General features: G+C 53.5%; 13 protein-coding genes. 10 read left to right on the top strand and 3 right to left on the bottom strand.

Annotated features, from left to right (window positions below):
• Positions 1-25 precede the first annotated feature (25 nt).
• From HOJ95_02370 to HOJ95_02330, 9 genes are all read left to right on the top strand, one after another.
• Positions 26-1,201: an acyl-CoA dehydrogenase gene (locus tag HOJ95_02370; protein ID MBT6393528.1), complete on the top strand. Its 1,176-nt coding sequence runs from the start codon at positions 26-28 to the stop codon at positions 1,199-1,201.
• Between the two features lie 58 nt (positions 1,202-1,259).
• Positions 1,260-1,682, top strand: coding sequence for a DNA-binding protein (locus tag HOJ95_02365; GenBank protein ID MBT6393527.1), 423 nt, complete (start codon positions 1,260-1,262; stop codon positions 1,680-1,682).
• Positions 1,683-1,791: 109 nt separating this feature from the next.
• Entirely contained in the window at positions 1,792-2,928 is a 1,137-nt protein-coding gene (locus HOJ95_02360) for an LLM class flavin-dependent oxidoreductase (protein ID MBT6393526.1), read from the top strand.
• Positions 2,929-2,937: 9 nt separating this feature from the next.
• Positions 2,938-4,026: an ABC transporter ATP-binding protein gene (locus tag HOJ95_02355; GenBank protein MBT6393525.1), complete on the top strand. Its 1,089-nt coding sequence runs from the start codon at positions 2,938-2,940 to the stop codon at positions 4,024-4,026.
• A gap of 80 nt (positions 4,027-4,106) precedes the next feature.
• Complete coding sequence (locus HOJ95_02350) at positions 4,107-5,249, top strand: extracellular solute-binding protein (GenBank protein MBT6393524.1); 1,143 nt, start codon at positions 4,107-4,109, stop codon at positions 5,247-5,249.
• A gap of 27 nt (positions 5,250-5,276) precedes the next feature.
• Positions 5,277-7,046, top strand: a complete 1,770-nt coding sequence (locus HOJ95_02345) for an iron ABC transporter permease (GenBank protein ID MBT6393523.1) — start codon at positions 5,277-5,279, stop codon at positions 7,044-7,046.
• An 86-nt stretch (positions 7,047-7,132) separates the two neighbouring features.
• Positions 7,133-8,314 carry a hypothetical protein gene (locus HOJ95_02340; protein MBT6393522.1) on the top strand — a complete coding sequence of 394 codons (1,182 nt, stop codon included), beginning with the start codon at positions 7,133-7,135 and terminating at the stop codon, positions 8,312-8,314.
• 76 nt (positions 8,315-8,390) lie between these two features.
• Positions 8,391-9,473 (top strand): isocitrate/isopropylmalate dehydrogenase family protein, encoded by a 1,083-nt coding sequence (locus tag HOJ95_02335; protein MBT6393521.1) that lies wholly within the window; start codon positions 8,391-8,393, stop codon positions 9,471-9,473.
• Positions 9,474-9,509: 36 nt separating this feature from the next.
• Complete coding sequence (locus HOJ95_02330; GenBank protein ID MBT6393520.1) at positions 9,510-10,421, top strand: dihydrodipicolinate synthase family protein; 912 nt, start codon at positions 9,510-9,512, stop codon at positions 10,419-10,421.
• Positions 10,422-10,526: 105 nt separating this feature from the next.
• Here the strand turns inward: HOJ95_02330 and HOJ95_02325 are convergent, their stop codons facing one another.
• The 3 genes from HOJ95_02325 to HOJ95_02315 all read right to left on the bottom strand — a co-directional run bounded on the left by HOJ95_02325 (position 10,527) and on the right by HOJ95_02315 (position 14,105).
• Positions 10,527-11,630, bottom strand: coding sequence for an ABC transporter substrate-binding protein (locus HOJ95_02325; GenBank protein ID MBT6393519.1), 1,104 nt, complete (start codon positions 11,628-11,630; stop codon positions 10,527-10,529).
• A 228-nt stretch (positions 11,631-11,858) separates the two neighbouring features.
• Positions 11,859-13,073 carry an NnrS family protein gene (locus HOJ95_02320; protein ID MBT6393518.1) on the bottom strand — a complete coding sequence of 405 codons (1,215 nt, stop codon included), beginning with the start codon at positions 13,071-13,073 and terminating at the stop codon, positions 11,859-11,861.
• A 27-nt stretch (positions 13,074-13,100) separates the two neighbouring features.
• Positions 13,101-14,105 carry a CapA family protein gene (locus HOJ95_02315; protein MBT6393517.1) on the bottom strand — a complete coding sequence of 335 codons (1,005 nt, stop codon included), beginning with the start codon at positions 14,103-14,105 and terminating at the stop codon, positions 13,101-13,103.
• A gap of 176 nt (positions 14,106-14,281) precedes the next feature.
• Here HOJ95_02315 and HOJ95_02310 point away from each other — a divergent pair, with 176 nt between their 5' ends.
• Complete coding sequence (locus HOJ95_02310) at positions 14,282-15,436, top strand: aminopeptidase P family protein (protein ID MBT6393516.1); 1,155 nt, start codon at positions 14,282-14,284, stop codon at positions 15,434-15,436.
• Positions 15,437-15,484 lie beyond the last annotated feature (48 nt).

Here is a 15,484-nt window from a genome sequence, read left to right as displayed (position 1 = left end):
TTGAATTCGAGGGGGGATTTTATTAATGCACATCAGCGATGAAAACAGAGCTTTACAGCAGATGGCGCGGGATTTTTCCGAAAAGGAAATTAGGCCCATCTCGGCCGAGCGGGATTTGATCCCCGACCCAAAGGACACATTCGATTGGGAGATTATCAAGAAGGGCTCAGCCCTGGGGCTTCGCACCCTAGCTGTTCCGGAGCGCTTCGGCGGCCCCGAAGTGGACCTGATGGGCCAGGCCCTGGTCATCCTGGAGTTGGCCCGCGGGGACGGCGCTATTTGCAAGACATTCTCCCAGAACTGGAAGTTCTCCCCATTGCTCTGCGAGATAGCCACCGACGAGCAGCGCGAGCGATTTTTGCCCCAGTTCATGGAGGACGACACTTTTTTACTCGCCTCGGGCAACACCGAGCCCGACGCGGGTTCGGACAATCGGTACCCACCTTCCGACTATCCCAAGGCGGGCTATAAAATGTCGGCCGTTCAGGATGGCGATGACTGGATACTGAACGGCATGAAGCATTTTATCGCTAACGGCGGGGTTGCCAGCCTTTATTTCATGGCCACTCGAACCGCCCCTGACGTTCCCATCAAAGAGGGAACCACCGTGTTCATGGTTCCCAAAGACACCCCGGGTTTTACCATCGGGCGCAGGCACAACAAAATCGGGTGGCGTTTTTACCAGAATGCCGAACTAATCTTCGAGGACTGCCGCGTCCCCGACGCCAACCGCCTATGCGGGGTGAATGAGGGAAGGAGTTTCCGGCCCGAGGGCGGCTCGGGGTTCAACGATATTGAGCTTTCAGGAAATCTCCTTGGCATAGGGCAGGCGGCATACGAGCACGCCATCGAGCATGCCCGGAACCGCTTCCAGGGAGGCAAAATTATCATCGAGCACCAGGCGATGAAGCTCAAGCTGGCCGATATGTACATGCGGCTGGAGGCGGGCCGAAGCTACTACTTTAAGGTGGTGGAAGACTGCATGAAAGATATCGAGGGTACCTCGGCCTCAAAACAGCTTATGAAAGTATTCGCTACCGAAGTGGCGCAGAGTGTGACCCGCGATGCGGTCGAGATTTTTGGCGGAATGGGTGTCATGAAAGACGCACCCGTCGAGAAACTCATGCGAGACGCGAGCATATTTACCCATCTGGCGGCTGGCACGGTCAACACGCTCATGGCTGCCGAAAAACTGACTTGAAAACAATATTGTATGACGATTGATGCCGTTGAGATACATGGCATGAAAGGGAAATTCGATGAAATGGGCAGAAAAGAAGTTGGGCCGGATTTTTCATCTCCAGTACGAGGCAGGGGATGATTTCTATGGTGAGCTCAACGCATTCGTGAAAGAGAAAAACATCCGTGCCGGCTCGGTGTTTCTTCTAGGGGCCCTCTCCAGGACCGAGATGATCTCGGGTTTTAAATCCATGGACGGCTACGATGTGGACCGCCGCGTTTTTGAGGACTGGCGCGAGCTCACTGCCGTGGGAACAATCAGTTGGCCGGATTCACCCCCGGCGGCATTGGGGGATGTTGAATGGACTGAGCCCCAGCCCTATGTGCATATCCACATGGCCATGAGTGGGGGGCCTGGTAACAATGAAGAAGTTTTGGTTGGCCATTTAAGCGGTGGTGTTCTCAAGGGCGGAATGAATCTGGATATTTATGAGCATGTATAGCTGAGTATAGCTGGCTTTGAGCCGAGATTGTGGTTATAATAAATACTATATCTATGACTCTTTTAATAAGAAGTCACATCCGTTAGTTCCGATTCAGGGAGGGGAGTCCTTGTCCATCGAATTGGCATGGTACATGTCTTGTGATGGTGATAGTGCGCACATCGGTCAGAAGTTTGCCGATAATCCACCTAGTTTTGAATCTTTTTCCCGTATCGCTCAAAACGCTGAGAAAAGCGGGTTCACCACCCTCCTTGTCCCCACATCACAGATAAGTGGTCACTACGGTCCTCAGGCTCCGACTTGGGACAGCATCATCAATGCCGCTACCGTTGCGCCCGCCACGAAAACCATCAAGCTTTTGCTCGCCGTACGCCCGGGGATGATTCATCCGGCCTATTGCGCCCGGATGATGGCCTCGCTCGATGAATTGAGCGGGGGGCGGATTATGTACAACATCGTAACTGGTGGTTCTGATCTTTCGGCCTACGGTGACGATCTCGATCATGACACGCGCTATGAGCGCACCGAGGAATATATCCAGGTGCTTGAAGGGCTCTGGACCCAGGAAAAATTCTCCTTCGAGGGCAAGTACTACAACTTCCGCGACGCTTCGGTGTACCCAAAGCCCGTCCAAAAACCACGCATTCCGTTTTACATGGCTGGTGCTTCTGGTATTGCAAGAAGAATCGCTGTTGAGTATGGCGATTACTGGGTTTTCTGGGGAGAGAATCCCGAGCAGGTCAGGGAGCAGATCGAGGGGATGGAAAAAAACCTCGAAGGGCGCGAGCGCCCACTCGGCTACGTCACCCGTTTTCAAATCATGGCGCGTGAGACTGAAGAAGAAGCATTCGAGGCGGCCGAGGAAGTTCTCAGCCAGGTCGATCCCGATGTGCTGGCGCACCGGGGCAAGGTGATCGCTCGATTCGACAGCAAGGGAACCAAGAACCAGCAGGAGAGGGCCAAAGAGGAAATGGTGGGCCCCAACCTATGGGCGGGAATGGGCCGGATTCGCTCGGGCTCGGCTGTAACGATTGTTGGGTCTTATGAGCAGTGCGCCGAAAAAATAATTGAAATCGAAAAGGCGGGTGTTAACCTGCTGATACTTTCCGGGTTTCCGCTTCATTCTGAATGTCAGCGCGTTGGCGAGAAGGTCATTCCGCTGGTAAGGCAAATGGAGCGGCAACAGGGGCTTGTGAACGAGGAAGATGATGAATTTTTGAAGACGGCCCTAGCGGCGGCTTCCTAGGAGCGAATAATGGCAGAAGTGATTGTAAAGAATCTTGTGAAAAATTTTGGAAGCGAGACGCTGGCGGTGGACAACGTCAGCTTCACCGTGGCCGAGGGTGAGTTTGTCACTCTGCTCGGCCCCAGTGGCTGTGGTAAGACGACGACCCTCCGTTGCATCGCGGGCCTTGAGACCCCCGACAGCGGGGATATCTCGATCGGCGGCGAGGTGTTTACGAGCGATGGCGTTTGCCTGCCGCCCGAGAAACGGCATCTTGGGATGGTATTTCAGTCATATGCCATCTGGCCTCATATGACGGTTGCAGAAAATGTGGCCTATGGGTTGCAGGCCAAGGGGATCACTGGTGCCGAATCGAAAAAGAAAGTGGATGAGGCGCTTGAACTTGTCGGTCTTGGTGGTCTTGGGGATCGGAACGCGACGAAGCTCTCGGGGGGCCAGCAACAGCGAGTCTCTCTTGCGAGGGCGGTGTCCTATAATCCGCGGGTTCTTCTTTTCGATGAGCCGCTCTCGAACCTCGACGCAAAACTCAGAGAGAGGATGCGGCTCGAATTGGCGTTGCTCGTCAAAGAGTTGAAGATGACGGCTCTTTATGTGACGCACGATCAGGCCGAGGCCATGGTCATGAGCGATAGGATTATCGTCATGAAGGACGGCAGGATTCAGCAGGTAGGAGATCCGCATTCGACCTACAACGAGCCGGTGAACAGTTTTGTCGCCGATTTCATCGGGGTTACGAACATTCTTGAAGGAAATTCAGGTGACAAGGGTTCTGTCGGTCTTTCGGTGAATGTTCCGAAGTTGGGGGCTGATATTGTGTGTGCGGCTGGTCTCGATAGCCGGGATATCAGCCAGGGCTCTAAAGTTTTGCTGACGGTACGGCCCGAGTATATCGAACTTCACGGCTCGGACGATGGCGATGCGAATCGCCTCCAAGGCAAGGTGAGCGAGGCCATCTACCTCGGCCAATCTTGGGATTGCTTGGTCCGTGTGGGTGAAACCGATGTCAGAGTTCATGTCCGCGGGGATGCGGCGATTCAGGTGGGGCAATCGGTGAATATGTCGATCCCGCCTTCGCGGTGTGTTGTTCTTAGTGATTGAGTTTGATCGTTTTTGATTGTTGCTGGGTTTTTAGTGTGTTTTAAAGCGAGAATGTTGTTCCCTCTCATAGGAGAAATAAGATGAAAAAGCATAGCAGTCGTTGGCTGGGAATGGTCCTGGCGCTGGTAGTTGTTGTCGGCTTTAGTGGCCCCTCATGGGCAGCCTCGCCGATTCTGGATACTCTGTCGGGCGCGGAAAAAGCGCGTGTGGCCAAACTCATTGAGGGCGCGAAAAAAGAAGGTTCGTTTTCCTGGGCCACCAACCTGGCTCCCGTTAAAGCGGCCAAGGCCCTTGAAAAGGATTTTAAAAAGTTTTATGGCCTCCCGGGCGTGAAGTTCCGTTTTGCCAACCGTAAGTCGGGCACGCTCATCAAGCGCTTTGAGCAGGAAATTAAGGCCGATAAGCTCTCGGTTGACGTTGTTGTTCTCGCGGCCGCCTCCTGGCTCCACTCGATGCGCAAGCGTGGCAACCTGATGAAGTACACCTCGCCCGAGGACAAGCACTTTGGCCCTGCAGCAAAGGCCAAGATGAACGCTCCGGGCTACTGGGTGGCCGATGGACAGCTCAACACCATGGCAGTGAACCGCGATCTGGCCGGCGACGTGAAACTCACCAGCTGGTATGACCTGATCAAACCCGAATATGCGGGCAAGGTCCTCGTCGGCGACTCTAGCCGCTCGGAGACCTACACCCTCTGGTATTATGGTCTGCGCAAGGTTCTGCCCAGAAGCTATTTTGAGAAGTTGAATGCCGCCAAATCGGGCATCATGATTCGTGGCTCGGCCCAGCGGCGCTCCCTGATGGCGGGCGAGTACTGGTTCGGCACCACCATCATGGCTCGCCACAACTGGATCGCCAAAAAAGCCGGCGTGAAGATGTCTCCGATTTACCCGAAAGAGGGCACCGTTGCCCTCCCCATCGGCGCTGTGATCATGCAGAAAGCGAAGCACCCGAATATGGCCAAGCTTTTTATCGATTATTGGCGCAGCGTGAGAGGCCATCATAAAATGCTTGAGTACAATCCGCTTAACTCGGGTCGGCCGCTTCCTCCGCACAAGAGTGCAGACATTAATAAATTCATCCTGGCCGATGATGGCATCGCGCCGCCCCTCGACAGAATTAACATCATTCCGATCGACTGGGCTAAAGTCGGGCACGATGATGTCAAAAAATGGCGCGCGGAGTTCAATAGTGTATTCAGCTCGGCTCCACGTAAGAACTAAACTGATTAGTTAAAGGGGGATTTCCGGTTGTCTACGGAATCTAAAGAAGTTCAAAGTTCAGAGAAGACGGGCGCAGCCGTGGCGGAAGCTGCGGTTGCGCCCGCCCCCCCTTACGGGGGAATGTTCAATGCAGAGAATATTACCAAGGTTGCCTCGCTGATTCTTCTCACCGTACTCGCAATTGTTCCGATTACGGTTTATCTGCAAAGCAGTTTTCGTGTTCACTCCGAAGGCACCCAGTATGGCTTCACTCTGGCTAACTACATTCAGACGTTCACCGAGCCCAAAATACTGTGGTCGATTTGGAATACGTTTATCATCGCAATTGGAACCGCTTTTTTCTCCTCGATTCTTGGTGTTTCGATCGCATGGTTCCATGCCCGAACCGACATGCCGTTTCGGGGCATTCTTGAGCCCTTGACGCTGATTCCGTTTTTTCTTTCATCATTTTTAGGAGCGATCGCATGGTGGGCCCTTGCGTCGCCTCGAACCGGAATGCTGAATCGTTGGATGATCGATATTTTCGGGCTTTCTGCGCCTCCATTTAATATATACAGCATGACCGGGATCGTTATGGTCCTGACGCTTTTCTATGTGCCTTATATGTATTTGTTCACTATCGGCTCGATGAACCGAATGGATCCTGCGCTTGAGGAGTCCGCGCGGGTATGCGGAACCGGCGTTTTGAGCACCGCGCTTCGCGTGACGATACCCCTTTCGACCCCGGCGATTCTCTCAGGGGCCATCATCATTTTTGTTGTCAGCGCGGGTGTATTTGGCGTACCAACCTTGCTGGGGCCGATTGCGCGTATATCAACACTCTCCACCGTGATCTACGTCAAGATGGAGGAGTATCCGCTCGATCTCGGCGGCGCGGCAGCGGCGGGCAGCGTTCTTATGCTGATTGCGGTGATCGGACTCTATATTCAGAGAAAGATTGTCGCTCCTAGAAGCTACGTGACGGTAACGGGCAAAGGTTTCCGTCCCCACCGGGTTTCCCTGGGTAAATTAAAATATGTTGCGATGGCTATAAATCTTGTCTATGTCATCATGGCGGTGATTTTGCCCCTCGGCGCGCTGTTTCTGGCTTCGTTCCAACGGGCCTGGCTGGGCGGCTTCAGGTGGAGCCAGGTCTCACTATATAATTGGGATTTCATTCTCTTCTCCTACGACTATGCACTCGACGCGATGAAGAACAGCCTGATGTTAGGTATTGTCGGCGGCTTTATGACCGTTATCCTATGCACGTTCCTCTCGATGGTGATACTGAGGGGTAAGAACAAGAAGCTCTCCAGTGTCGTTGACTATGTGGCAACGCTTCCCATTGGCGTGCCGGGACTGGTCATGGGTATGGCGTTTCTCATCACCTGGATCAGAACGCCTCTCTACAGCTTTCCGCTCTTTCTTTTGATGTTGGCCTATATGACGCGCTATCTTCCCTACGGCCTGCGTACGATTACTGCGGTGCTTCAGTCGCTCAGCGCCGAGCTTGAGGAAAGCTCCCGGGTTTGTGGTGAGTCGTTTATGGGGACGATACGCAAGGTGACGGTGCCGCTACTTCGGCCAGGTATCTTCGCGGCTTATCTCATGCTGTTCATCATGTTTATTCGAGAGTTGCCCGTCTCCGCGCTTCTCGCAACGGAGGATAGCACCCCGATGGCGGTGGCCCTCTATGTCATTAGCGAGAACGAGGCGCTCGGAGTTGTATCTGCTTTTGCCCTGGTCCAGGCGGGTTTGCTATTGGTGGGCACGATCTTCTTCAGACGATTGGGTAATATCGAAAAGTTGTCTGTCTAGTTTGTCTGCATGGATACAATCAAACTGAATTTATCTTTGTTAGACCGTTTAATTGAGCGGAGTGGAATTTTTAGGAGGAAATGGAAATGCCTCAGTTGACCGACGAGCATCGCGCACTACAACAGATGGCGCGGGATTTTGCCGAAAAGGAAATAATTCCGGTAGCAGCCGAGCGCGACAAAATTCAAGATCCGGCAGGATGCTTTAGCCCCGAGCTCGTGAAGAAGGGCTCGGCCCTCGGCCTCAGGACGCTTGCCGTTCCCGAGGAATTTGGTGGTGCTGGTATCGATCTGATGGGCCAGGTTTTGGTCATTCTGGAGCTTGCGCGCGGCGATGGTGGGGTGGCCAAGACTTTCAGCCAGTGTTGGAAGTGGACGCCCATGCTCTGTCGCCTGGCGACGAAAGAGCAGCGCGAGCGCTTTTTGCCCCAGTTCATGGAAGATGATCTCTACTTGCTTGCGATGGGTGGCTCCGAGCCGGGCGCTGGCTCTGATAACCGGATGCCCCCTCCCGGAGACCCCACGGCGGGATGGAAGACAGCGGCCGTTCAGGATGGCAATGAATGGGTAATAAATGGGATGAAGCACTTCATCGCCAACGGCGGTGTTGCCAAGCTATACATCCTTCGGACCCGGACTAACCCAAATGTGCCCATTAGCGAGGGGACCACGATGTTCTTTGTCCCCTCAGACACGCCTGGATTCACCATCGGCAGGCGGCACGACAAGATCGGCTGGCGTTTTTATCAAAATGCCGAACTGATTTTCCAGGATTGCCGGTTGCCTCAAGAAAACATGCTGGGCGAGCTCAATATGGGCAAACAGGATAGCTCGGAGCGCTATGTCAGTTTCAACGATGTGGAGCTTGCCGCGAACGTTATTGGCATTTCGACGGCTGCATTTGAGCACGCTGTCGACCATGCCAGAAACCGCATACAGGGTGGTAAGCCTATTATCGAGCATCAGTCGATAGCCATTAAGCTCGCAGATATGTATATGCGTCTTGAGGCGGCGAGAAGCTATCTCTTTCAGGTTGTTGAGAGCGCCGAATCGGGCAATGCCGAGTTCGAGTCGGCCTCGAAGCAAATGATGAAAGTATTCGCCACCGAGGCTGCGCTTTCGATAACGAGGAATGCGGTGGAAATCTTTGGCGGCTCGGGTGTCATGCGGGACGCCCCGGTTGAAAAGCTCCTGCGCGATGCCAGCGTGTTCCCGCACCTGGCTGCGGACTCGATTATGAGTCTCAAGGCGGCCGCGAAACTTAGATAAACTTTAATTTATTGGTTTGTCCGGTCTGTTGATTTTTGCGTGATGGCGCTCCGGCGAGCCTCTAAAGGAAAGAGTGATGGCAGAAAATAAAATACATCTCGCCGTTATTCTCGGTGATGGTGTAGGACACGATATTTTACCTGTTTCAACTCAAGTGGTTACCGAGGCCGCAGCCGCATGCGGGGTTGAGGTGACCCACGAAGTGTTCGGCTACGGGGCCCAGCGTTATGTCGAGGAGGGTACGCCTTTACCCGAGGACGTTCCTGCCTTGGTTCACGATCTGGCCGACAAGCATGATGCGATAATGTTCGGTAGTGCAGGTGATGATCCCAGGGTTCCTGCGGGCATCAATTGCAGGGATCTGCTCGTCGGGCTTCGTTGGGAACTTGATCTTTTTGTTAATCTTCGGCCCGCGTCCTTGTTGGATCATCGGTTTTGTCCTCTCAAAAAGGATGTGCCCATCGACCTCGTTGTGGTCCGCGAGAATACCGAGGGTGTGAATGTTCGTATGGGCGGCAACTTCAAGAAGGGGACGACCGATGAGGTGGCGATTCAAGAAGACATAAATACCTATAAGGGCGTCGAGCGTATTTGCCGCTACGCCTTCGAGTACGCCCGCTCGCACGGCTACTCGAAAGTGACGATGGCCGATAAGCACGTATCGCTCATCCACGCACACGGGCTCTGGCAACGGGTTTTCTGGCAGATGTCCGAAGAGTTTCCCGATATCGAGGGTGAGCATTATTTCATCGATACCCTGTGCATGGACCTTGTTCAGTTCCCGGAGCATTTTGGCGTCATTGTGACGAACAACATGTACGGCGATATCCTGAGCGACCTTTGCGCGAGCCTGGTGGGTGGTGTAGGTGTTGCCGCCTCGGGCTGCATCCATCCGGGCAGGGTGTGCATGTTCGAGCCCGTGCACGGCACAGCCCCCACGATAGCCTTAAAGGGAATCGCGAATCCCTTTGCTGCTGTCCTCACGGGTCGCATTATGCTCGACACTCTTGGGCACCGGCGTCCGGCCGATTTGATTTGGGGTGCGGTTCAGAGTGCCGTCAATGACAATAAAGTAACCGGTGATTTGGGCGGTGAGCTGAATACAAAAGGCGTAGGAGATTATCTTTGCGAAAAAGTTGTTCAACTATCGAAAGAGTAGTAAAGGGCGGCTATTTAGTAATTGGGGGGTAATCAGGTGGAAAGTAAACTTCAAGGAATCATGGGCGCTCTCGTCACCGCTTTTCATGGCGATGGCAGCGTAGATTACGAAACTTTTGAAAAACAGGTCAATTTTTTGATTGATGCAGGGCTTCCTTTCATTGCTCATCCGATGCACATTGGTGAGTCTCCCAATTTGACCGTGCAAGAGCGCAAGGATTTGGCCACCTGCTTGGTTAAGGCGGCGGGGGGACGTGTTCCCACTTTCGTGAATGTGAGCATGCACGGTACCGACAATATGCTTGATATGGCGAGCCACGTTGAAACCACCGGGGCGACGGGCATGGTTGTCCTCTCGCCCTACCACTGGGAGCCTGAACGCGAGGCTCATCTGGATCATTTCTTCACCATTGGCAACAGTGTTGACTTGAAAATGATTGCCTACAACAACCCGAGGCGGGTGCAGGTGGGAATTTCTCACGATATGCTGGGTGAGATGATCGAAAAGCTTCCCAATCTGGTTGCTCTCAAAGACGCCTCATTTGATATGAACTTCTTCACAGGGGCCTGCCGGGTTGCCTCAGGTGTGCGAGATAATTTTTCCGTTTTCACGGGCATCGAGTGGCTGCTCACGTCGATTCCTGTGGGTGGGTCGGGCTCGTTTTCAAATTGTGCCGAGGTGGCCCCGAAAATGATCTTGAGCCTTTTCGATGCCTGCATGAAGGGTGACTATGAGACGGCCAGGCCGCTTCAGTACAAGGTGGGGATTTTGCTGAAGCTGCTGCAGACGAACTATCCGGCTACGGTGAAATACGCGATGGAGCTTTTGGGGCGTCCGGTTGGTGGAACGAGAAAGCCGGTGTTGCCCTTAAATGACGAGGCGAAGGCCCATACCCTTGAAACGCTCGAATCTCTTGGCATCATGGAGAGCGAGCCTAGGGGTTGGTAGATTTCTCGTAGGTCAAAGGATTTTTCGAATATTTTTTAAAATAAAAAACGGAGACCAGGGGCGGATTATCCGTCGCCTAGTCTCCGTTTTTTTGCTGCGATTTTCCTATTTGAACTGATTCTTCCATTTGCCGCGGATGCCTTTGACTTTCTTTGAGGCCCCGAGCCAATCTTTCAAGCCCAATAGCTTGGTCTTGCTGAGGTCCAGCAGGTAGGGCCTCACATGAGCAGGCGCCGTGTAGCCTTCCCGGAATGTGTAGACCGCCTCGCCGCCGACAAAAATGTCCGCGCCCTCTTTCGAGAGAAGAAAGTCGAGGAAGAGTTTGCCCGCGTTCGGGTGCGGCGCACCCTTGGGCACGGCTGCCTGGTTGCCGAGCATGACCTGTCCCTCTTTGTAGGAGCCCACGCGGAGCACCTTGGCCAGGCTGGGTTTTTTCTTGACGTTCTGGAATACGCGACCGGCCATGTTCCACATGTCCATGCCCCGCTCGCAGGCGATGAGCATCTGCATTTTAGGCTCGGTCCTCGCCTCGACAACAGGGTCTGTTGCTTTAAGTTTTTTCCAGAAACCGAAGAGATCGAAACCTGACTCCTGCATGCCAAGAGTGGTGAGGGTATAGCTTGTGCTGACCGGAATCCGGCTCACGATGGTCTTGCCCTTGAATTCAGGCCTAACCGTATCCCAGTAAGAGGCTACCTTCACGTCTTTCATGCCGGGGCACGCCGTGTTCCATACGGGCTGAAAGGTGTAGGCGAGAACAACAGGAACTTCAGGGTAATGGTGGTACTGACCGGCCCGCTCAACCGCCTTGACGTGGTATTTCCACTGGCCGAGGTCAAGTTTCGAGAAATAGCCGCGCTTGGTCGCTGCGGCGAAGAAGCCCGGATTGATAACAACAAAGGTATCGAAGGAATACTTGCCTGCCTTCATCTCGGCGCGGGCCGTTCCAATGACATCGCCGGTGCGTTTTCTGACGTTTTGGAACTTGAAATCTGAGCCGAGGCCGTAGCGCTTAATGAACGCGGGGCCCATTTTTGTAGCTGTGCCGTCACTGAAAAGAGGGTTCAGCAGTGTGACTGCACCCTCTTTTTTGGCGGCCCGGATAAGCTTTTGCTCCTGGGGCGTAATGGGGCTTGCCGTCGCTACGATGGCGGAGGTGAAAAAAGCCGCCAGGGCGATAAGCGGAATTGCTCTTACCAATCTGTGCATGTCTGTCTCCTAGAGTTGAGTTGTTCTTCCGCAAACAATTTCTGGGTATCAATAGTCTAGCATAATAATTATTGAATTTTCTTTGGATTTCCTTGATTTTTATTTCGAGGATGTATTTTTAAGTAGATATTTAATGGGAGTGTGTTGCGTGCTGGGCAAAGGGTGAGGTCTTATTTAGAAAACATCTGCCGCAGATATTGAAAATATTGTCTTTAAGAGATTTTCTTGTTAACCAGGAATGCCGTCTGGTCGTGGTGTGGTGAGAATTTTCCAGTAGACGGCCACAAAAATACCAAAAGCGCATGCCCAGAGAGCCCCGGAAATGATCAACGCCTCTTGGTAGCTCTCAAAGAAAATTATGGGTGCCAATGTCCGGAGGAGGGCCGCTGACGACACGAGCATGTAGGCGAGAATCACAAGTGGGTGAATTTTAGCGGGTCGTCCCGTGTGAAGAAGTGAAACGATTGACATAACGGCCAGAATTATAGTCCCGACTCCGCCAACCGTTATCGCGTGAAGGGCGCTTACCACAGGGACGGGACCATCGAGGTAAGCGAATCCCATGAGAGCGAGGCCAGTGATGATCCATGCATATCCTACATGAAGTGCGGCGAGTTGTGGCTTGAAAAGTAAGCGGCCTGCCCTCCATTTTAAAATCCGCACAATCTGAATCGCCGCCGCCGCGAGGGCAAGGAGGCCGACCCAGGCGGCCTCGTGGTCGATTAAATCTGATGCGAGAACAAGCGCAACAGAGACGATGGCCAGCCATTCAAGTGCAGGGCTAGATAAGGGGGGCTTGGGTCCTTCCGTGGCAAGGCGTTCGACGGCAATGAAGGTAGGGACGATGCGCCCGATGACGATAACGATTAAAAGCGCGAGAAGATGCACCCCGAGCGTGAGGCCGCCGAGAGCGGTGCCTTCGCTGAGGGCGGATGTTTCAAAGTGGAACATCAAATTGGCGGCGAAAAAAGCGCCGAGGACGATGAGGAAAATTAAATTCTTACGGCTTTTTGGCGAGGTAAGCACGGGCCAGAGGGCAACGGTTAGCGCCGGAATCAGTGCAAGGTCAAACAGGGCGACGAGCCAGGTGTGAAGCGTGGCATCGAGCCACATGGCGGCGCGCCCGGCAATCCATGCGCCGACAATGATGCCGAGCTGGCGCCCCTTGATGGGCTGCCCCCCGCTCCATGTCGGGGTCGCCGAGAGGAGAAATCCGCAAACGGCTGCGAAGGCGAAACCGAAGACCATCTCGTGGCCATGCCAGATAACCGGTCGGATATTTACCGGGTTTGGTGCGGCCTCAAAAAAGATCGCCAGCCAGGCGCTCAGGAACACCGAACCGTAGATGCTCGTGAGAAGGAAAAATGGACGAAATCCGTGGACGAGCAGCGAAAACTTCTCTTTATGTATTTCAGGCCGAGCGGTGATTGTTAGAAGGTCCAAAGCGCCGGCTCCTCGAAAAGAGAAATACTAATCACCTAAGATTGTAGCCTCGTTCCCTGATATTTTAAGGTTGGTGCCCAGCTTTTTAGAAATTCTGTCCATCGTTCCGAGAATCACCCCGCACATCTCGTCCCCCTCGTTTTGAATAGAGGGGCGCCCATCCTCGCCGATCATGACAGGTACAAAAGAAAGGCGGCTGATCTTCTTGTCCTCGATTATGCATTTTACGAGAATCGATTCCTTCACCGTGGGCAGGAACATGGGATGATCGTGATCGAGAACAAGGTTGCCCAGGGCATGGCATATCGCTTTTCCCTTGTAGATTTCGATTCCTTGGAGAATATGCGGGTGTTGGCCAATGATAAGGTCTGCCCCGGCATCGATAGCGGTGTGTGCCGCTGCCTGCTGCGAGAGGGTCATGGTGCGGCTTTGGCTCGATCCCCAATGGAAGGTCGTGAGGAGGACATCAACATGGCTCCGCGTTTTCTTTATGTCCTCGGCCATGGCCTCAAGTTCGTCTTCGTCGACATAGGGGGGACCAAAGAGGGGGTCTTGGCGGATAGGTGCGACGCCCGGTTTTCTTGGATTCGCACCCCAGCCCATGGGCAAGTTGAGTACATAGGTGTGAAAGCCGACCCGCACGCCTTTGCGCTCGATGATGACCGGGGTGCGCGCTTCGGCGATGTCTCGTCCCGAGCCGGAGAAGGCGATGCCGCGTTTCTCCAACAGCTCCATCGTCTCGACGAAGGGCTCCAGCCCATAATCCATACAATGATTGCTGGCGAAGGCAACCGTGTCGAATCCTCCTGCGATGTAGCCCTCTATCATATCTGGATGGTGGCGCATGGTGATTTTACCTGTCGTGGCTGTGCCCTTCTCGGACATCGAAGCCTCAAGGCCGCCGAAGCGGATGTCGGCTTTATTCAGTTCGGGAAGGATGAGATCGAATACCTTCTCGGGGTCTTCGCGGTGAATTTCGATGTCTCCGGCCAGCGCCAAATAGATTTGATTTTCTGAAACCTCGTTTGTCATTTATCTCGCCTTTCCTTAAATAACGTGCTCGGCTGGGGCGATACCTTATTCTGGGGCCTCTGGCCTCGAATTGGTTTGAACCAAAGTATCTGAAGTATTATGATTATAGACGCAGAGGCCTTAAATATGAACTGCACATCCATACCAAATTCTGAATAAATTAAGGAGCTTTAGTCTTGGGATTTTCTTTAAATGAACGTGACCGTCGCTACCAGGCCGTCCGCGTCAGCATGGAAACAGCAGGTCTCGATGCCCTTATTGTCTATGGAAGCACGGGCGTTGGTGGCCAATGGCGGGGAAACTTCTCCTATCTTACTGATTATTGTCCGATCTTCGCCTCGGCGGCTGTTTATTTTCCTCTTGAGGGTGAGCCCGTGGCGTTTATTCCGGGCGAGAATCAGCTTCTCGACGCTCGGCGTCCTGGTTGGATTGAGGACATGCGTCTTACCGGGAATCCGGTTGGGGAGTTGTGTGCCCACGTGAGCAGCTTAAAAGCTGCGAGCGGCAAAATCGGCATTTCGAGTTTCTCTGCCATTCCCTCAGAGGATATGAACGAGATTCGCGGGAAGTTATCTGGTGCGGAGCTTGTCGATGGCGTTTTCGCTGTTTTTGATGCTCGCGAGAAAAAGAGCGAAGAGGAATTAGAGGCGGCCCGGCGGGGCGCACGGGTTGGTGATTTAGGCTGGCGGCGCTCGCTCGAAATACTCCGGCCCGGGTTGAGCGAGTTTGAGTGGAAGGCTGAACTTGAACGGGTTATGACCGCTGAGGGTGCGGACGGGTATTTCAACATGCTGGGCGCCGGTCGCCCTGATGCCGGACGACCAGATGAGGAAGATGATATTTTTAGAGGATTTGTTGTCTCTCCAACGGCGCGGAAATTCCAAAAAGGGGATCTCGCTCTTCTTGAAATTACGCCGCGTGTCGAGGGCTATTGGAATCAGGTGGTGCGTCTGGTGTCCTTTGGCGAGCCGCCCGAGTATATTCAAAAGGCGCATGAGGCCTGTCTCGATGCCAAACGGGTCGCCCTGGCGCAGATTAAAACAGGCGAGACATTCACTTCGGTGGCTGAGGTGATAACCGAGGCGTTTGAGAAGCACGGCTATCCCATGAAGGGAGTCGGCAGCGCACACACCACAGGGCTTGATCTGAGCGAGTCCATCATGAATCTCGACAACAAGCGTATCATTGAGCCGGGGTTGCTCCTTACTGTGCATCCGATGACGGCCACCGGGGACTGGCGCCAGCTTTTTGTGGGAGAGTCGTATTTCCTTCATGCCGATAGGCTTGAGATGTTGAATGATTGCGATGAAGAAATCGCAGTTGTGAATTAATTGCTGATGAAGAAAGAGATAAAGCTCGGTACAACAGAAATCATCTTT

Source organism: Nitrospinaceae bacterium, assembly GCA_018669005.1.
Classification (GTDB): Bacteria; UBA8248; UBA8248; order UBA8248; family UBA8248; genus UBA8248.
Note: the sequence above shows the minus strand (reverse complement) of the source record. Positions and strands in the feature narration are given on the sequence as shown.

Excerpts from the sequence above, each read along its gene's own strand:
- HOJ95_02315 (MBT6393517.1), bottom strand. The coding sequence starts at position 14,105 with ATGACAAACGAGGTTTCAGAAAATCAAATCTATTTGGCGCTGGCCGGA.
- HOJ95_02355 (MBT6393525.1), top strand. The coding sequence starts at position 2,938 with ATGGCAGAAGTGATTGTAAAGAATCTTGTGAAAAATTTTGGAAGCGAG.
- HOJ95_02335 (MBT6393521.1), top strand. The coding sequence starts at position 8,391 with ATGGCAGAAAATAAAATACATCTCGCCGTTATTCTCGGTGATGGTGTA.
- HOJ95_02350 (MBT6393524.1), top strand. The coding sequence starts at position 4,107 with ATGAAAAAGCATAGCAGTCGTTGGCTGGGAATGGTCCTGGCGCTGGTA.
- HOJ95_02340 (MBT6393522.1), top strand. The coding sequence starts at position 7,133 with ATGCCTCAGTTGACCGACGAGCATCGCGCACTACAACAGATGGCGCGG.
- HOJ95_02365 (MBT6393527.1), top strand. The coding sequence starts at position 1,260 with ATGAAATGGGCAGAAAAGAAGTTGGGCCGGATTTTTCATCTCCAGTAC.
- HOJ95_02325 (MBT6393519.1), bottom strand. The coding sequence starts at position 11,630 with ATGCACAGATTGGTAAGAGCAATTCCGCTTATCGCCCTGGCGGCTTTT.
- HOJ95_02370 (MBT6393528.1), top strand. The coding sequence starts at position 26 with ATGCACATCAGCGATGAAAACAGAGCTTTACAGCAGATGGCGCGGGAT.